Origin of the sequence: Streptomyces canus (genome assembly GCF_001514145.1) — a bacterium.
GTDB lineage: Bacteria > Actinomycetota > Actinomycetes > Streptomycetales > Streptomycetaceae > Streptomyces > Streptomyces canus.
On the sequence record NZ_KQ948661.1, the window covers coordinates 524,328 to 542,522 of the forward strand.

Genomic DNA, 18,195 nt, shown 5'->3' on the forward strand with positions numbered 1-18,195 from the left:
GGACAGCCCAGAGGACGCTAAGCGGGGCCACTTTCAATCCCCAAACGGATCACGGCTTTTGTAGCGCATCCCACAGGGCAGACAGGCAACCTCCTGCCTAATTCGGACATCTGAGGGCCCTGGTGGCGCTTGCGTCACCAGGGCCCTCAGATGTCGGGTTCCTCTACTCGGCCGTCACGACCTTGACTTCACCGATGCCGAGGGCCTCGACGGGCTCCTTGATGGCGGCCGCGTCGCCGACCAGGATCGTCACCAGCCGGTCCACCGGGAAGGCGTTCACGACGGCCGCGGTGGCCTCGACGGTGCCGGTCGCGGCGAGCTGCTGGTACAGGGTCGCCTGGTAGTCGTCCGGCAGGTGCTGCTCGACCTGGTCGGCCAGCGTGCTCGCCACGGCCGCCGCGGTCTCATACTTGAGCGGCGCCACACCGACGAGGTTCTGCACGGCGACATCGCGCTCGGCGTCGGTGAGGCCACCTCCGGCGAGCGTGCGCAGCACCTTCCACAGGTCGTCCAGGGCGGGACCGGTGTTCGGGGTGTCGACGGAGCCGCTGATGGCGAGCATCGCGGCGCCCGAACCGTCCGGGGCGGACCTGAGGACCTGACCGAACGAGCGCACACCGTAGGTGTAGCCCTTCTCCTCGCGCAGGACGCGGTCCAGGCGGGAGGTGAGGGTGCCGCCGAGGCAGTACGTGCCGAGCACCTGCGCGGGCCACACGCGTGCGTGCCGGTCGGCGCCGATGCGGCCGATCAGCAGCTGCGTCTGGACGGCACCGGGGCGGTCCACGATGACGACCCGGCCGGTGTCGTCGGCGGTCACCGGCGGCACCGGCCGCGGCCGGCCCGTGGAGCCGGTCCAGGAACCGAGGGTGTCGCCGAGCAGGGCGTCCAGGTCGATGCCGGTGAGGTCGCCGACCACCACGGCGGTCGCGGTGGCGGGGCGCACGTGCTTCTCGTAGAAGCCGCGCACGGCCGCGGAGTCGATGTTCTCGACCGTCTCCTCGGTGCCCTGGCGCGGGCGCGACATGCGGGAGTCGACCGGGAACAGCTCCCTGGAGAGCTCCTTGGCCGCGCGGCGGGACGGGTTGGCCAGCTCGTGCGGGATCTCGTCCAGGCGGTTGCGGACCAGCCGCTCGACCTCGCTGTCCGCGAACGCGGGCGCCCTGAGGGCGTCGGCCAGCAGACCGAGCGCCTTGGCGAGGCGGGAGGCCGGCACTTCGAGGCTGAGGCGGACGCCCGGGTGGTCGGCGTGCGCGTCGAGGGTGGCGCCGCAGCGCTCCAGCTCGGCGGCGAACTCCTCGGCGGAGTGCTTGTCGGTGCCCTCGGAGAAGGCGCGCGCCATGATCGTGGCGACGCCGTCCAGGCCGGCCGGCTCCGCGTCCAGGGGCGCGTCCAGGAGCACCTCGACGGCGACGACCTGCTGGCCGGGGCGGTGGCAGCGCAGGAGGGTGAGGCCGTTGTCGAGCGTCCCGCGCTCGGGGGCGGGGAAGGCCCAGACCTTGGGCTCGCCCGCCTGCGGCTGCGGGTGGAATTCCATCGCGGCGAGCTCGGTCACTTGGCCGCCTCCTCGTTCTCGTCGGTGGCTTCCACGGTCGCGGCGGACTCCGGGTCTTCGGCGCCCTCGGCGTCCTCGGCACTCTGGGCGATCTCGGCCGGGGCGGTGGGCTCGTAGACGAGCACCGCGCGGTTGTCGGGGCGCAGCTTGGCCTTGGCGACCGCCTGGACCTCCTCGGCGCTCACCTCCAGGACGCGCTGTACGGCGGTCAGAGCGAGCTGTGGGTCGCCGAACAGGACGGCGAAGCGGCACAGTTCGTCGGCGCGGCCCGCGACGGTGCCGAGCCGGTCCAGCCACTCGCGCTCCAACTGGGCCTGGGCACGCTCCATTTCCTCAGCCGTGGGGCCCTCCTCGGCGAACCGGGCGAGCTCCTCGTCGATGGCGGCCTCGATGACGGGTACCTCGACGTCACCGGAGGTCTTCACGTCGAGCCAGCCCAGGGAGGGCGCCCCGGCCAGGCGCAGCAGGCCGAAGCCTGCCGCGACGGCCGTACGGTCGCGCCGTACGAGCCGGTTGTAGAGGCGGGACGACTCGCCGCCGCCGAGAACGGTGAGGGCGATGTCGGCCGCGTCGCACGCGCGTGTGCCGTCGTGCGGAAGCCGGTAGGCCGCCATCAGGGCGCGTGCCGGGACCTCTTCCTCGACGACCTCGCGCAGCTGCTCGCCGATCGTCTCGGGCAGGGAACCGTCGCGGGGCGCGGGCTTGCCGTCGTGCGACTTGATGGAGCCGAAGTACTTCTCGATCCAGGCGAGCGTCTGCTCCGGGTCGATGTCGCCGACGACCGACAGAACCGCGTTGCCCGGCGCGTAGTAAGTGCGGAAGAACGCGCGCGCGTCCTCCAGCGTGGCCGCGTCCAGGTCGGCCATCGAGCCGATCGGGGTGTGGTGGTAGGGGTGGCCCTCCGGGTAGGCGAGGGCGGTGAGCTTCTCGAAGGCCGTGCCGTACGGCACGTTGTCGTAGCGCTGTCGTCGCTCGTTCTTGACGACGTCCCGCTGGTTCTCCATGGACTCGTCGTCGAGGGCGGCGAGCAGGGAGCCCATGCGGTCGGCCTCCAGCCAGAGGGCGAGCTCCAGCTGGTGGGTGGGCATGGTCTCGAAGTAGTTGGTCCGCTCGAAGCTGGTGGTGCCGTTGAGCGAGCCGCCGGCGCCCTGGACGAGCTCGAAGTGCCCGTTGCCCTGCACCTGCTTCGAGCCCTGGAACATCAAGTGCTCGAAAAGGTGAGCCAGGCCGGTACGTCCCTTGACCTCGTGGCGTGAGCCGACGTCGTACCAGAGGCACACCGCCGCGACCGGGGTCAGGTGGTCCTCGGAGAGCACCACGCGCAGGCCGTTGGCCAGGCGGTGCTCGGTCGCTGTCAGGCCCCCGGTGCCTGCCTGGTCTGTGGCCGTGTGACCCATGGGCATGTACGTCCCTTCGATCGCCGTCGCGGTCGTGGAAACCGCGGTTGTCCTGCCGGTCCTGCCACTGTATGCAAGCGTGCGGACCCTCGGCGAAGTTCCCGGAGCACGTACGCCCACAGCGGATCGCGTAGCCTGCGGGCAATCGTGAGGGAGGCGCTGTGCCGGCGCCGGGCCGGGCGCCTCAGCCAGGTCCTGGCCCGGACTGTCAGTGCCGCGGTCCACAATGGTCCGCGTCAGATCCCGTTCACGCTTCAGCAAGAGTGAGCCAAAGGGCCGTGAGCGACCCGTAGGCGAGCGACCAGAAAAGAGGAGCCGGCAGCGATGGCCCGCCGCAGCACGAAGACCCCGCCGCCCGACGACTCGTACGAGGAGCGGATCCTCGACATCGACGTCGTGGACGAGATGAAGGGCTCGTACCTCGAGTACGCGTACTCGGTCATCTACTCCCGCGCGCTCCCGGACGCCCGCGACGGACTCAAGCCGGTGCACCGGCGCATCGTCTACCAGATGAACGAGATGGGCCTGCGCCCCGACCGCGGCTATGTGAAGTGTGCCCGCGTGGTCGGCGAGGTCATGGGTAAGTTGCACCCGCACGGCGACGCGTCGATCTACGACGCCCTCGTGCGCATGGCGCAGCCCTTCTCGATGAGCGTCCCGCTGGTCGACGGGCACGGCAACTTCGGTTCGCTGGGCAACGACGACCCGCCGGCCGCCATGCGGTACACCGAGTGCCGCGCCGCCGAGGCCGCGAGCCTGATGACGGAGTCGATCGACGAGGACACAGTCGACTTCGCGCCCAACTACGACGGCCAGGAGCAGGAGCCGGGCGCGCTGCCCGCCGCCTTCCCGAACCTGCTGGTGAACGGCTCCTCGGGCATCGCGGTCGGCATGGCCACCAACATGGCGCCGCACAACCTCGCCGAGGTCATCGCCGCGGCCCGCCACCTGATCCGCTACCCGAACGCGGACCTGGACGCCCTGATGCGGCACGTCCCGGGCCCCGACCTGCCCACCGGCGGCCGGATCGTGGGGCTCTCCGGCATCCGGGACGCCTACGAGACGGGCCGCGGCACCTTCAAGATCCGCGCGACGGTGTCGGTGGAGACGGTCACGGCCCGCCGCAAGGGCCTCGTCGTCACCGAGCTGCCTTTCACGGTCGGTCCGGAAAAGGTGATCGCCAAGATCAAGGACCTGGTCGGCTCGAAGAAGCTCCAGGGCATCGCCGACGTCAAGGACCTCACCGACCGCGCGCACGGCCTGCGTCTGGTCATCGAGATCAAGAACGGCTTCGTGCCGGAAGCGGTCCTTGAGCAGCTCTACAAGCTGACGCCGATGGAGGAGTCCTTCGGCGTCAACAACGTCGCGCTGGTGGACGGTCAGCCCCTGACGCTCGGCCTCAAGGAGCTCCTCGAGGTCTATCTCGACCACCGCTTCGAAGTGGTGCGCCGACGCAGCGAGTTCCGGCGCACCAAGCGCCGCGACCGGCTGCACCTGGTCGAGGGTCTGCTCACCGCCCTGGTCGACATCGACGAGGTCATCCGCATCATCCGCTCCAGCGACAACTCCGCGCAGGCGAAGGAGCGCCTGATCGAGCGCTTCTCGCTGAGCGAGATCCAGACGCAGTACATCCTGGACACGCCCCTGCGGCGCCTGACCAGGTTCGACCGCATCGAGCTGGAGTCGGAGAAGGACCGGCTCAACGCCGAGATCGCGGAGCTGACCCGGATCCTGGAGTCGGACGCCGAGCTGCGCAAGCTGGTCTCCGCCGAGCTGGCCGCGGTCGCCAAGAAGTACGGCACCGAGCGGCGTACGGTCCTGCTGGAGGCCGGAGCGACGGCCCCCGTGAACGCCGTACCGCTCCAGGTGGCGGACGACCCGTGCCGGGTACTGCTGTCCTCGACGGGCCTGCTGGCCCGTACGTCGAACGGCGAGCCGTTCCCCGAGGACGCCGACGCCAGGCGCAGCAAGCACGACGTGATCGTCTCGGCGGTACCGGCCACCGCGCGCGGCGAGATCGGCGCGGTGACGTCGTCCGGCCGCCTGCTGCGGCTGAACGTCATCGACCTTCCGCAGCTCCCGGACACCGCCGCGGCCCCCAACCTCGCGGGCGGGGCCCCGCTGGCGGAGTTCCTCTCCCTGGAGGACGACGAGACGCTGGTCTGCCTGACCACGCTCGACGAGTCCTCCCCCGGTCTGGCGCTCGGCACCGAACAGGGCGTCGTCAAGCGCGTGGTCCCCGACTACCCGTCCAACAAGGGCGAGTTGGAGGTCATCACCCTCAAGGAGGGCGACCGGATCGTCGGCGCGATCGAACTGCGCACCGGCGAGGAGGACCTCGTGTTCATCACCGACGACGCCCAGCTCCTGCGCTATCAGGCCTCGCAGGTCCGCCCGCAGGGCCGCGCGGCGGGCGGTATGGCGGGCATCAAGCTCACCGAGGGCGCGAAGGTCATCTCCTTCACCGCGGTGGATCCGGCGGTGGACGCGGTCGTCTTCACGGTCGCGGGCTCGCGCGGCACGCTCGACGACTCGGTCCAGACGACGGCCAAGCTGACCCCGTTCGACCAGTACCCGCGCAAGGGCCGCGCCACGGGCGGTGTGCGCTGCCAGCGGTTCCTCAAGGGCGAGGACTGCCTGTCCCTGGCCTGGGCGGGAGCCGTCCCGGCCCGCGCCGCGCAGAAGAACGGCACACCGGCCGACCTTCCGGAGATCGACCCGCGCCGCGACGGCTCGGGCGTGTCGCTGGCGAAGACGGTGTCGGTGGTGGCAGGACCGGTCTAGTAGTCGGGGTCCTGATCGTCGGGATCCTGTACGTAGCGAAGGACGCCCCACATGCCGGCCTCGTCGGCGTGCGGGGCGTCCGCGTCTGCCCGGCACGCCTCCAGCTCCTTGCGCAGGGCGGGAGTGTCGATGCCGGAGCCGATGAGGACGAGCTGGGTGAGGCGGGCGTCTCCGGGCGCCCAGGCCTCCGGGTAGAAGCGCAGGAAGCGCCCCACGGCATGCACGGCGTAACGGTTGCGGACGTCGTAGGGCCCGAAGTCGACGTAGCCCTTGATCCTGTAGAGGCCCTCGGGCCTGCTGTCGAGGAACGTCATCAGTCGGCGAGGGTCGAGGGGTTCGTCGGAGGCGAAGGAGAGGCTGTCGTAGCCGGAGTGCGGATGTCCGGCGTGATCGTCACCGTGGTCGTGGTCGTGGTCGTGGTCGTGGTCGTCAGGCAGGTCGTCGAAGGAGAGCTGTCCGATGCGCTCCTCGGCGGGCCGGCAGTCGAAAAGGAACTCGGGGTCGATGCGACCGTAGGTGGCGGGAACGACGGCCGCACGGTCGACAAGTCGATGCACCAGAGCGAGGACGTGTTCGGTGTCGGCCGCCCGGTCGAGCTTGTTGACCACGACGAGGTCTGCAAGGGCGAGATGCCGGTCGAGTTCGGGATGCCGGGCGCGGGTGTCGTCGAACTCGGCGGCGTCGACGACCTCGACGAGCCCGCCGTAGACGATTCCGGGTTGTTCGCTGGCGAGCACCATGCGGACGAGTTCCTGCGGTTCGGCGAGTCCGCTGGCCTCCACGACGATCACATCGATGCCGGTGTCGGGATGGGCGAGCCGGGACAGGTACTGGTCGAGTTCGCCGACGTCGACGGCGCAGCACAGGCAGCCGTTCCCGAGGGAGACGGTGGAGTCGCCGAGGGCGCCGGCGACGGCCATGGCGTCGATCTCGATGGCACCGAAGTCGTTGACGATGGCTCCGATACGGCTGCCGCCGCTGCGGTGGAGGAGATGATTGAGGAGGGTGGTCTTGCCGGAACCCAGAAATCCGGCAAGGACGACGACCGGGATCTGCCGGTGGCTCCCGCTCGGCTGACTCAACGTGCGACCTCTTTCGCGCTGCCGCGTGCACCGGATCGCGGACCCGGCGCACGTACGAGGTTTGAATGCCGGACCAGGATACGAGCCGGAATAATCACCGCGAAGTGAACGATTGTTAGCAGCACTTGCGGGGCAGACGTTGGGGAAGGCGCCGGTTCGTGCGACCCTCACTTCCCTCCGTGCGCCTCCTCTCCGCCTCCCCCGCCGATCAGAGCCGCTCGGCACCCTGGGAGACGGCAAGCGCCGCCCACCGCTCGCCGGTCCCCATCAGTCGACCCGCACCCCGACGACCGGCGGACGGCCGCCTGAATCGGGGGTTGACATGGCCACACAGAGCTTTTGGACGCGAGGCCTGCGCACGGCCGCCGCGGTCGGCGTCGGCGCGGTGGCGGGTGCCGTCGCCTCCCTCGCCGCGCAGCAGCACACGATGCGGTCGCTCCACGCGCGTCTGGACCAACTGGAAGCGGTTGCCCGTTCCCATCAGCACGCCGACCTGGCGAGTCAACAGCACCAGCACTGGGAACTGCTCAGCAAGGCCATAGACGATCCCGAGTTGGCCGAGGTCCTGGATCTCTACGAGGCGCCGGTGTCTGCCAAGCAGCGCCGCCAGTACCTGTTCGCCAACGCCTTGTACACGAACCTGCTCTTCTACTACCGCATCGGCAACCTGTCCAAGGAGGAGTTCTTCAAGCACGTCCGCGGCATCTTCCAGAACCCGATCGTCAGGGAGTACTGGTACGCCACCCAGCAGCAGCGAGCGAGCCTTGCGGACACCGACGAGGCGGAACTGGGCAAGCTGGTGGACGATCTCCTCCAGCAGCTGGAGGATTCGGACACGGAGGAGTGGTGGGTGGTCGGCGAGCCGCCTGGCGCATAGCAAAACTCTCGAGCCACCGTCTGTGGAAATCACACCCCTGGCCCATAACGAACAGGTCAAGTATCCCGTTGTCCCAGGCGCCGCTGAGGTTGACTCAGCCGCCGGGGTTGACTCACACGTGATCGCGTACGGCAGCCCCACACCACCGTCGCCCACGTCGCCAGATGACGCGTGCACCCCACAGGGCCGCCTCGCCTCGTACCGCCGTGCGCGTGCTCGTCATTCGTGAGACCAGAGGGAAACAACAGTGAGTCAGATCATTCGCCGCCTCGGCGCATCGCCACGCGAACGAGGCAGCACCTCCGGCGCGACGTGCCCGGACATCTTCGAGTTGGCCGACGGGAACTTCGCCGTCATCGGCACGGACGCGACCGGCTCTCTGGACTCCCAGCTTCCCGCGGACGCGGCACGGGCCGACTACGAACGCATCGTGGTCATCACGCGCGAGACACTCGTGCGGGCCAAGGCCGACATTCCCGACGCCTAGGCGATGTCATGGCTCAAATCGAGCAGATAACCGCACTTGTCGGTTCGGTTGCCGCCCTTGTCACCGCTGCCACAGGCCTGGTGGCCGTGATCAGGTCCCACCCCCGTCAGGGAAGCTCCGGCACCAACGCTGCGCCGCCACCGCAGAGGTCGACTCCGGAAGGGCGGCCTGCGCCTCACCGTCCTGGGCCGCTGTCCCGGATCCTGCGACGGCATCGGTAGAACCGGCAGCCCACGCCGACCGGTAGCCCGCCAGGTCCGGCACCACTCCCGGTGCCGGACCTTCGCGCTGCTCAGGCCGCTTGTGGCACCGCCACCGGCGCTCCCGGCCCCACGTACCGCGCCACCGGCCTGATGATCTTCGAGTCCGCCGACTGCTCCAGGATGTTGGCGCTCCACCCCACCACCCGCGCGGCCGCGAACGTCGGCGTGAACATCTCGCGCGGCAGGCCGCACAGCTCCATGACCACGCCCGCGTAGAACTCGACGTTGGTATGCAGCTCCCGCCCCGGCTTGAGCTCGGCCAGGATCGCCTCGACCTGGCGTTCCACTTCGACAGCGAAGTCCACACGCGGACCGCCGAACCGCTGGGCGACCTCCCGGAGCATCCGGGAACGCGGATCCTCCGTGCGGTAGATCGCGTGACCGAAGCCCATGATCCGCTCCCCGGAGAGCACACGCTCACGGATCCAGGAGTCGATGCGGTCAGGTGTGCCGATCGCGTCGAGGGTGTCCAGCGCCCGACTGGGCGCACCCCCGTGCAGCGGCCCGGACAGCGCCCCTACGGCCCCCACGAGGCACGCGACCACATCCGCTCCCGTCGACGCGATGACCCGCGCCGTGAAGGTTGATGCATTGAAGCCGTGATCAATGGTTGAGATCAAGTACTGCTCGACCGCCCGCGCCCGTTGAGGCTCCGGCTCCGAACCCGTCAACATGTAGAGGTAGTTCGCCGCGTACGAGAGCTCCTCGCGCGGCTCCACCGGCTCCAGCCCCTTGCTCAGCCGGTGCAACGCGGTGAGCAGCGTCGGCACGGCCGCAGCGGCCACGAGGGTGTCCTGTCGCCGCTTGTCCGGGTCGATGTCGTACACCGGCCGGATTCCGTTCGCTGCTCCGAGCAGCGACAACGCGGTGCGCATCCCGGCCAGCGGCCCGGACCGCCCACTCGCCGCCGCGATCGCCGGCAGCGCCGCCCGCACCTCGTCGGGCAGCCGCCGCAGTGCCGCGGTCTCGGCACGGAAAGCCACGGCCCGTCCGGCATCCGGCAGTTCGCCGTGGACCAGGAGATGCCAGACGTCCTCGAAGCCGCGCGCCTGCGCGAGTTCGACAGCCGAGTACTGGCGGTAGTGATAGAAGCCCTCGCGGCCCCGGACGTCTCCGACCTCGGTGTCGGTGACGACGACTCCGGCGAGTCCTCGCGGTACGTCGACGAGCGTGGTTGACCTGTTGACCGACATGATTCCTCCCTGGACTTGATTCGACTGTCCATGGTTGACTCAGTACGTGTCAATATTGATTGAATCAATACACACCAATCAACCCACCCGGTTTGCGGATACGGTGACCTCTTATGCGCGATCAAGCCCCCCTCCCCGGCCCCGCCGAACGCCGGCTCAGCACCAAGGAAGCCGCCGAACTGCTGGGCGTGAAGCCCGAGACCGTCTACGCCTACGTGAGCCGAGGCCAGCTCAGCAGCCGACGCGTTCCCGGCGGCCGGGGCAGCACCTTCGACGCCAAGGAGGTGGAGACCCTCTCCCGGCGCAACCGCCGGGAGACCGGCGGGAGTCCGGGCTCCGGCGGCGAACTGTCCGTGCGCACCCGCATCACGTTCATCGACCGGGACCGCTACTACTTCCGGGGCGTCGACGCCACCGAACTGGCCGCGCACCACTCCTACGAAGAGATCGCGGAATGGCTGTGGACCGGCCGTCTGCGCCCCGGAGTCACCTTCACCGCGCCCGAAGCCGCCGTCGAAGTAGCCCGCCGCGCGGTCGACGCACTGCCCGAACACACCGGCCCCACCGACCGGTTGCGGGTGGCGGCGATCGCCGCCGCGGTCTCGGATCCACTGCGTTTCGACCTGTCCGAAGAGGCCGTGCTCGGCACCGCACGGACCCTCATCCCGACCCTCGTCGCCGCCCTCCCGCCCGTGCTGCGCGACCGCCGCCGCGACGACGGCCCGCTGGCCCACCGGCTGTGGACGCGCCTCAGCGGACGCAAGCCCGACGAGGCGTCCCTGCGCGCCCTGGACACCGCGCTGGGTCTGCTCGTCGACCACGACCTCGCCGCCTCGACCCTCGCGGTACGCGTCGCCGCATCGGCCCACGCGCACGCGTACGCGGCCGTCTCCGCCGGACTCGGTGTCCTGGAGGGCCCCTTGCACGGCGCTGCCAGCGGCCTCGCCCACAAGCTGCTGCTCGATGTGCTCGACCGGGGCGACGCGGCCCCCGTCATCGCGGAGGAACTGCGGGCCGGTCGCCGGATCCCGGGCCTCGGTCACCGGCTCTACCCCGGAGAAGACCCACGCGCGCGAGCCCTGTTCGCCCTCCTGGAGGGGATCCCGCGCGCAGAACCCGCACTCCTCGCGGCCCGCGACATCGTGGCCACCACCGCCCGCCACACTCCCCTGCACGCCAACGTGGACCTGGCCCTCGCCGCGCTCACCGCCTCCTCCGGGATGCCCTCCTCGGCCGGCGAGACCATCTTCGCCGTCGCCCGCACGGCGGGCTGGATCGCCCACGCACTGGAGGAGTACGGGGAGCGCCCCCTGCGCATGCGCCCGAGCGGCACTTATGTGGGCCCGAAGCCGCCCCAACCACTGCCGGAGCCCTGACAGCACCACAGCCGGAAGTCGCCGCGCCCCAAGTCAGGTTAGGCTCACCTCTGTGAGTACCTGCTCAACGGTCTCGCACGACCTCGACGAGCCCGTTTCCGGAACCGCGGCCACCGCGCGGACCTGGCTGTTGCTGGAACAGTCCGGTCCCTGGGGTGCCAAAGCGCTCACGTCGAGCCACCTGGACCCCGCCCTGGGGCGTGCCCTGGAGGCCGCAGCGAAGGACACGGGCGTGCGCATCGCGCTCATCCGCCGCCCCGGACGGCACGCCGACAGCGGAAAGCCCACCACCCGGCAGGTGTACGCCGCCCACACCGTGCCCGGCAGCGTGTGGCTGCGCAGCGCGACGACCCGCGATCCGCAGGACCTGCTCGGCCTGGACTTCGCCGCACTCGGCAGGGGCGAGCACGCCACCTTCGACTCCGTGCTCGGTGGGCGCCCCCACACCGGCGATCCCCTCGCGCTCGTCTGCACCAACGGCAAGCGGGACCGCTGCTGCGCGCTCCTCGGCCGCCCGCTCGCCGCGGAACTGGCCGCCTCGGGTGTCGAGGGCGCCTGGGAGGTCACCCATCTGGGTGGTCACCGGTTCTCCCCGACGCTGCTCGTTCTGCCGCACGGCTATGCCTACGGCCGCGCCGAGGCCCATGCCGTCAAGGAAGTCCTCCACAGCGTCCAGGAGGGCCGCATCGTGGTCGAGGGGTGCCGCGGCCGCTCCGCCTGGGAGCGTCCCGGCCAGGCGGCCGAGCTGGCCGTGCGCACGGCGGTGCGCGAGTACGCGGCGGAGGCGCTGACGGTCGTACGAACGGATGGCGCTGCCCCGCACTGGGAGGTGACCGTCGCACACGCCGACGGCCGCCAGTGGCTCGTCCTCGTGGCGCAGACCGCGTCCCTGCCGCCTCGTCCGGAGAGCTGCGGTGCGTCGGCGCTCGGCTCACCCGCGCGGATGGACGTCGTGGCGGTGCACGAGCTGAGGACATCGGCAGCGCTGGCGAGCTGACCGGACGCGCGGGCCCGTCCACGCATTGATCAAGAAATCCATGTCACACCCCCTGCGGTGGATCGGGCACCTCCACGTACCGTCTTGGGTATGAGCCGCACTCCCCCCGCCCGCCGCCTGCGCCTCGGGCTGCCCCGCCGGGTGTTCTCGCAGGTGCTCCTGATGCAGCTGGCGATCGCCGCGGGAGTCGCGGTGCTCGCGACCGGTCTGTTCCTCGCGCCTCTGAGCAACCAGCTCGACGACCAGGCGATGCGCCGGGCGCTCGCCATCGCCCAGACCACCGCCGCCGAGTCGCAGATAGCCGAGCAGGTCACGGACACGCCTCCGCTGCCCACCGGACCCGTCCAACGGGAGGCCGAGAGGATCCGCAGGGCGACCGGGGCCGAGTACGTCGTGGTGATGGACTGGCGGGGCGTCCGCTGGTCGCACCCCACTCGCAGCGAGGTCGGCAGGATCGTCTCGACCGATCCCGGCCAGGCCCTGGCCGGCAAGGAGATCATGCAGATCGACAGTGGCACCCTGGGCCGCACCGCCCGCGGCAAGGTGCCCCTGTACGACAGCGAACACAAGATCGTCGGGGCGGTCTCCGTCGGCATCGCCTACGACAGCGTGCGTGCGCGCCTGATCCACGCGATCCCGGGACTGTTCGCCTACGCCGGCGGTGCCCTCGCCGTCGGCGCGCTGGCAGCCTGGCTGATCTCCCGGAGAGTCCAGCGACAGACCCGTGACCTGGCCTTCTCCGATATCTCCGCCCTCCTGTCGGAGCGCGAGGCCATGCTGCACGGCATCCGGGAAGGCGTCGTCGCCCTGGATCGGACCGGGCGTATCCGCCTGCTCAACGACGAGGCCCGCCGACTGCTGAGCATCGGGGACGAGGCCGTCGGCCGGCCCCCGGACGAGGCCCTGGGAGGCGGCCGTACCGCCGACGTCCTGGCCGGACGGGTGACGGGCACCGATCTGATCACCGTCCGCGGCCAGCGGGTGCTGGTCGCCAACCGCATGCCCACCGACGACGGCGGTGCCGTCGCCACCCTGCGCGACCGCACCGAACTGGAGCAGCTCGGCCGGGAGCTCGACTCGACCCACGGCCTGATCGACGCCCTGCGCGCCCAGGACCACGAGCACGCCAACCGGATGCACACGCTCCTCGGGCTGCTGGAGCTGGAGATGTACGACGACGCCGTGGAGTTCGTCGGAGAGGTCGTCGGCGACCATCGGGCCACCGCGGAGCAGGTCACCGAGAAGATCGAGGATCCGCTGCTCGCCGCGCTGCTGGTGGGCAAGGCGACCGTTGCGGCGGAGCGCGGTGTCGCCCTGTGGGTCTCCGACCGGACCCGGCTGCCGGACCGGCTGGTCGATCCGAGCGGGCTGGTCACGATCGTCGGCAACCTCGTGGACAACGCTCTGGACGCCGTCGCCGGCGCTCCGCACGCGCGCGTGGAGGTCGAACTGCGCACGGAGGGCCGTACCGCCGTCCTCAGGGTGCGGGACACCGGGCCCGGGATCCCGGTGGAACAACGGGAACTGGTCTTCACCGAGGGCTGGTCGACCAAGGAGCCCCCTGCGCACCGGGGGCGCGGCCTCGGGCTCTCCCTCGTACGCAAGCTGGCCGAACGTCAGGGCGGCAGCGCGGCCGTCGCAGAGGCCGACGGCGGAGGCGCGGAGTTCACCGTCGTACTGCCCGAGGCACTGGCCGAGCCGCAACCGGCGCTCACCGCGGCGTCCGCCCAGCAGACCGCCATCGAGGAGGAGTCGTGATGATCGAGGTGCTGGTCGTGGACGACGACACCCGCGTGGCACGCGTCAACGCCGCCTACGTCGAGAAGGTGCACGGCTTCCACGTGGCCGGCGAGGCACACAGCGCGGCGGACGCGCTGCGGCAGCTGGAGGCGCTGCCCCACGTCGACCTGGTCCTCATGGACCACTACCTGCCCGACGAGACGGGTCTGGCGGTCGTCCAGGAGATGCGCCGACGCGGCCACCAGACCGACGTGATCATGGTGACGGCGGCGCGGGACGTGACGACCGTACAGGCGGCGATGCGGCACGGCGCGCTGCAGTACCTGGTCAAGCCGTTCGCCTTCGCGGGTCTCAGGGCCAGGCTGGAGGCGTACGCCGAGCTGCGTCGCACCCTGGACGGCGGAGGCGAGGCGGAACAGGCGGAGGTCGACCGCATCTTCGGAGCGCTGTCCACGCCCGGGGAACCCGAGCTGCCCAAGGGGCACTCACCCACCACGGTGGAACTCGTCCGCAGATCCCTGATGAACGCCGAAGGGCCGCTGTCGGCCCAGGAGATCGCCGACCGGACAGGGGTGAGCCGGCAGACCGCCCAGCGCTATCTGAAGCTCCTGGAGCGCACGGGGCGGGCCAGGCTCACCCTCAAGTACGGTGACGCGGGCCGCCCGGAACACCGTTACGTGTGGGCGACCCGCGCGTGAGGAGGCTCAGCCGGCGTTCTGCGCGGCCTTGTCGACGAACTCCGTCGTGTACGTCTTGTCGAGGTCGACATCGGCGTTCTGGATGTTGGGGTTGAACGCCTTGAGGACCTTCTCGACGGTCTCGGGACCGTTCTCGGGCATCACGCCGTCCTTGGTGAACATCGGCAGCGTGTTCTTGATGGCCACTGCGTACAGCAGCTTGTTGCCCTGCGAGTAGTCGGCGGGCATCTTGTCGGCGATCTGGGTCGCGCTGTGCGTGGACATCCACTTGAGCGTCTTGACGAATGCATTGGCCAGCTTCTGGACGGTCTCCTTGTGACCGTTGACCCAGTCCGTCTGCATGTACAGGCTTGATGACGGATACGGTCCGCCGAGTGCCTCGTCCGAGCCCTGGGGCGTGCGCATGTCCAGAAGGATCTTTCCGGCCTTCTTGTCCAGGATCGTCGCGACGGTCGGGTCGGTCGTCATGCCTCCATCGATCGAGCCCTGCTGGAGCGCCGAGATGAAGGTCGGCCCCGCGCCGACGGCGACCGGCGTGAACTCGCTGACCTTCACGCCGTTCTTGACGGCGAGGTACTTGGTGAGGAAGTCGGTCGAGGAGCCGAGGCCGGTGACGCCGAGCTTCTTGCCCTTGAAGTCCTTGGCCGAGGTGATGTCACCCGCCGCCTTGTTGGAGACGATCTCCACCTCACCGGGGGCGTGCGAGAACTGCACGACCGACTCCACGTCCTTGCCCTTGACCTGCAGGTCGAGCGTGTGGTCGTAGAAGCCGACGGCCCCCTGGACCTGGCCGGAGACGAGCGCGGTCTCGGCCTGGACGCCGGCGGGCTCGCTCAGCAGTTCCACGTCCAGCCCCTCGGAGTCGAAGTAGCCGAGCCGCTGGGTGAGCATCGCGGGCAGATAGATGACCTTGTCGAGGCCACCGACCATGATCTTGACCTTGGTCCCCTTGCCATCACCCTTGCTGCCCGCGTCGGCCGAGGCTGTGCTGGCCGCGTCGTTGGCACAGGCGGTGAGCGAGGAGAGGGCGAGCAGGCCGGCGGCGGCCAGGGAGGCGTATCTGGCGGTTTTGCGCATGGGGGTTCACGTCCTTGTGAGGGGCGGTGCGGGGAGGGCTGAGCCGGGAATGGGCTGAGCTGAGGGGATGGGGAGACTGCCGTGGAAGGCCTCAGCTGTCGGAACTCGCCGGCTTCCAGCGGAAGATGCGGCGCTCGGCGAAGGTGAGCAGCCCTTCGGCGAGAAGCGCGACGACGGCGAGGATGACCATCGCGGCGTACACACCAGCCGCGTTGAAGGTGCCCTGGGACTGCGCGACGAGCAGGCCGATGCCCTTGGTCGCGCCGATGTATTCACCGACGATCGCGCCGATGAGGGCGAAGCCGAAGCTGACATGCAGGCTGGTGAAGATCCACGAGGTCGCGGACGGGATGACGACCTGAAGCGTCACTCTGCGGTCGCTCGCGCCGAGGATGCGGGCGTTGGCGACCAGGTTGCGGTCGACCTCGCGGGCGCCCTGGAAAGCGTTGAAGAAGACCGGGAAGAAGACCAGGACGACAGCCGAGGCCACCTTGGAGGCCGGTCCGAGTCCGAACCAGATCACGAAGATGGGTGCAAGGACAATTCTCGGTATCGAGTTGAGCACCTTGATGTATGGACCAAGCACGTCGGCAAGCAAGGTGATCCGCCCCAACGCAATACCGAAGACAACACCGGCCACCACGCCGACGACCCAGCCCAGCAGCGCCTCGTACAGCGTGTACCAGATCTGCTCGCCCAACGAACCGAGCGCGGTCCCGTGCGTCACCCAGGTCCAGATCTGGTCCCAGATCTTCGAGGGCATGGAGAAGTTGAAGGGATCGATGACCTCGGCCCGCGAGAGCAGCTCCCACAGACCGAGAACGGCCACCAGGAGCAGCACGCGGGAGACGGCGACAACGATCCGGCGCCTGCGGACGGCACGCGCGCGTGAGTGTGCGCGGTCCGTCTTGTTGCCGGGCTCGGTCATGGCCGGCGCGGCCTGGGCCTCGGGCATGACATCAGGCGACATGGGCGGCGCCCCTCTCCCGGGTGATGCGGACCTCTTCGCCGAGGGACTCCCAGATCTCGCGGTAGATCTCGATGAACCGCGGCTCCAGGCGCACCGACTCGACCTTGCGCGGCCGTGGCAGGTCGATGTCGAAGATCTGCTTGACGGTGGCGGGCCCGGCCGTCATCACGACGACCTTGTCGGCCAGGGCGATGGACTCCTCCAGGTCGTGGGTGACGAAGACGACGGAGGCGCCCGTGCCCTCCCACAGCTCGAGGAGCTCGTCGGACATCAGAGCCCGCGTCTGCACGTCGAGCGCGGAGAACGGCTCGTCCATGAGCAGGATCTCGGGGTCGTTGACGAAGGTCGCGGCGAGCGCCACGCGCTTGCGCTGGCCGCCGGAGAGCTGATGGGGGTAGCGGTCCTCGAAGGCCGCGAGTCCGACCCGGGCCAGCCACTCCCGGGCATTGCGCTTGGCCTCCGTCTTGGGCACACCTCGGAAGCGGGGGCCCGCCATGACATTGGCCAGGACCGTGCGCCAGGGGAAGGTGGCGTCCTGCTGGAAGACGAAACCGACCTTGTCGCCGACTCCGCGGACCGGCTCCCCGACGACCAGCACCTCGCCCTCGGAGGGCTCCTCCAACCCGCTGACCAGCGTCAACGTGGTCGATTTGCCACAACCCGTAGGCCCGACGACCGCCACGAACTCCCCACGTCCCACGGTGAGATCAAGTCCCCTGACGGCCGTGTGCAGACCCCCCGACGGGGTCCTGAATGTCTTGCTCGCGCCCCGCAGCTCGATGGCGGGGCTGGTGTCTGCGCTCATGGCCGGGGACGGTAGATGTGGCCTGCGCCACGGCATCAGTCTTCTGGGCACATGCCGTTCTTTTGCTTGCAACGACCTGTTGTGCTCGTTTTGCGCGCGCTACAACAGCGAAGCCGAAACACGGGCGTGACGCCCGCCAGGCCTTGAGGGAAAGAGGCCCGATGATTGACGTCCTGGTCGTGGACGACGACTTCCGTGTCGCCGAGATCAACGCCAAGTACGTGGGAAAGGTGCCCGGCTTCCGGGTGGCCGCTCGCGCCCACAGCGCTGCCCAGGCGCTGGCCAGCGTGCAGCGCGGGACGATCGATCTGATCCTGCTCGACCACTACCTGCCCGACCAGACGGGCCTCGAACTCGTCCACCGCATGCGGGAACAGGGCCACGGCACCGACGTCATCATGATCACAGCAGCCGGGGACGTGACGACCGTCCAGGCCGCGATGCGCCTGGGCGCCCTCCACTACCTGGTCAAACCCTTCACCTTCGCGGCCCTGCGCACTCGGCTGGACTCCTACGCTGCCCTGCGCCGTACCGTCGACCGGGTCGGCGGCCGCGGCATCGCCGGTCAGGAACAGGTCGACAGGATCTTCAGCGCCCTGCGCACCACACCGGCTCCAGCGTCCCCCGGCCTGCCCAGCGGCCACTCGGAGCCGACGACGGACCTCATCTGCCGCGTCCTGCACCACGCCGACCACCCGCTCTCGGCCCACGAGGTCGCCACCGAGACGGGCCTGAGCCGCTCCACCGCCCAGCGCTACCTTCGCCATCTCGAACAGGCCGGCCGCCTCCGCCTGACCCTGAGATACGGCGACACGGGGCGGCCGGAGCACCGGTACGCGTGGGTGGCGCCATAGCCGTACGGCGCGAAGGGCTTCGACGGCAGAGGTCGTACGGCAT

General features: G+C 69.8%; 15 protein-coding genes. 8 read left to right on the forward strand and 7 right to left on the reverse strand.

From position 1 onward, the window contains the following. Positions 1-163: 163 nt before the first annotated feature. Both AQJ46_RS22040 and AQJ46_RS22045 read right to left on the reverse strand, forming a co-directional pair. Positions 164-1,552, reverse strand: coding sequence for a M16 family metallopeptidase (locus AQJ46_RS22040; RefSeq protein ID WP_059207213.1), 1,389 nt, complete (start codon positions 1,550-1,552; stop codon positions 164-166). After that, positions 1,549-2,949, reverse strand: coding sequence for a M16 family metallopeptidase (locus tag AQJ46_RS22045; RefSeq protein WP_079072382.1), 1,401 nt, complete (start codon positions 2,947-2,949; stop codon positions 1,549-1,551). Before AQJ46_RS22045 ends, AQJ46_RS22040 begins: the two co-directional genes overlap by 4 nt. 324 nt (positions 2,950-3,273) lie before the next feature. Here AQJ46_RS22045 and AQJ46_RS22050 point away from each other — a divergent pair, with 324 nt between their 5' ends. Further along, a complete protein-coding gene (locus AQJ46_RS22050) occupies positions 3,274-5,733 on the forward strand; it encodes a DNA gyrase/topoisomerase IV subunit A (RefSeq protein ID WP_059207214.1) in 2,460 nt (819 codons plus the stop codon). Here the strand turns inward: AQJ46_RS22050 and AQJ46_RS22055 are convergent. Beyond that, on the reverse strand, positions 5,730-6,815 hold the full coding sequence (locus AQJ46_RS22055) for a CobW family GTP-binding protein (protein ID WP_059207215.1): 1,086 nt from the start codon (positions 6,813-6,815) through the stop codon (positions 5,730-5,732). The two genes, AQJ46_RS22050 and AQJ46_RS22055, sit on opposite strands and share 4 nt — an antisense overlap. Before the next feature lie 322 nt (positions 6,816-7,137). Between AQJ46_RS22055 and AQJ46_RS22060 the strand changes: the two genes are divergently transcribed. Both AQJ46_RS22060 and AQJ46_RS22065 read left to right on the forward strand, forming a co-directional pair. Further along, the gene (locus AQJ46_RS22060) at positions 7,138-7,692 is read left to right on the forward strand and encodes a DUF6082 family protein (protein WP_059207216.1); all 555 of its coding nucleotides are present in this window, start codon (positions 7,138-7,140) and stop codon (positions 7,690-7,692) included. 247 nt (positions 7,693-7,939) lie between these two features. After that, the gene (locus AQJ46_RS22065; protein ID WP_059207217.1) at positions 7,940-8,179 is read left to right on the forward strand and encodes a hypothetical protein; all 240 of its coding nucleotides are present in this window, start codon (positions 7,940-7,942) and stop codon (positions 8,177-8,179) included. A 292-nt stretch (positions 8,180-8,471) separates the two neighbouring features. Here AQJ46_RS22065 and AQJ46_RS22070 read toward each other — a convergent pair whose 3' ends face one another. Continuing rightward, positions 8,472-9,635 (reverse strand): citrate synthase/methylcitrate synthase, encoded by a 1,164-nt coding sequence (locus AQJ46_RS22070; protein WP_059207218.1) that lies wholly within the window; start codon positions 9,633-9,635, stop codon positions 8,472-8,474. A gap of 113 nt (positions 9,636-9,748) precedes the next feature. On the opposite strand from AQJ46_RS22070, the gene AQJ46_RS22075 reads away from it, so the two are divergent. From AQJ46_RS22075 to AQJ46_RS22090, 4 genes are all read left to right on the forward strand, one after another. Beyond that, positions 9,749-11,011 carry a citrate synthase gene (locus tag AQJ46_RS22075; RefSeq protein WP_059207219.1) on the forward strand — a complete coding sequence of 421 codons (1,263 nt, stop codon included), beginning with the start codon at positions 9,749-9,751 and terminating at the stop codon, positions 11,009-11,011. A 52-nt stretch (positions 11,012-11,063) separates the two neighbouring features. Further along, a complete protein-coding gene (locus AQJ46_RS22080) occupies positions 11,064-12,008 on the forward strand; it encodes a sucrase ferredoxin (protein ID WP_057611298.1) in 945 nt (314 codons plus the stop codon). A gap of 90 nt (positions 12,009-12,098) precedes the next feature. Then, positions 12,099-13,766: an ATP-binding protein gene (locus AQJ46_RS22085; RefSeq protein ID WP_059207220.1), complete on the forward strand. Its 1,668-nt coding sequence runs from the start codon at positions 12,099-12,101 to the stop codon at positions 13,764-13,766. Next, the gene (locus tag AQJ46_RS22090; RefSeq protein WP_057611300.1) at positions 13,766-14,446 is read left to right on the forward strand and encodes a response regulator; all 681 of its coding nucleotides are present in this window, start codon (positions 13,766-13,768) and stop codon (positions 14,444-14,446) included. Before AQJ46_RS22085 ends, AQJ46_RS22090 begins: the two co-directional genes overlap by 1 nt. A gap of 6 nt (positions 14,447-14,452) precedes the next feature. Here the strand turns inward: AQJ46_RS22090 and AQJ46_RS22095 are convergent, their stop codons facing one another. The 3 genes from AQJ46_RS22095 to AQJ46_RS22105 all read right to left on the reverse strand — a co-directional run bounded on the left by AQJ46_RS22095 (position 14,453) and on the right by AQJ46_RS22105 (position 17,298). Further along, positions 14,453-15,523: an ABC transporter substrate-binding protein gene (locus AQJ46_RS22095; RefSeq protein WP_059207221.1), complete on the reverse strand. Its 1,071-nt coding sequence runs from the start codon at positions 15,521-15,523 to the stop codon at positions 14,453-14,455. A 91-nt stretch (positions 15,524-15,614) separates the two neighbouring features. Continuing rightward, positions 15,615-16,493 (reverse strand): ABC transporter permease, encoded by an 879-nt coding sequence (locus tag AQJ46_RS22100; RefSeq protein ID WP_059207222.1) that lies wholly within the window; start codon positions 16,491-16,493, stop codon positions 15,615-15,617. Next, on the reverse strand, positions 16,483-17,298 hold the full coding sequence (locus AQJ46_RS22105) for an ABC transporter ATP-binding protein (RefSeq protein WP_057611303.1): 816 nt from the start codon (positions 17,296-17,298) through the stop codon (positions 16,483-16,485). The genes AQJ46_RS22100 and AQJ46_RS22105 overlap by 11 nt, the downstream gene beginning before the upstream one ends. Before the next feature lie 161 nt (positions 17,299-17,459). On the opposite strand from AQJ46_RS22105, the gene AQJ46_RS22110 reads away from it, so the two are divergent. Next, positions 17,460-18,152 carry a response regulator gene (locus AQJ46_RS22110; RefSeq protein ID WP_059207223.1) on the forward strand — a complete coding sequence of 231 codons (693 nt, stop codon included), beginning with the start codon at positions 17,460-17,462 and terminating at the stop codon, positions 18,150-18,152. The last annotated feature ends 43 nt before the right edge of the window (positions 18,153-18,195 follow it).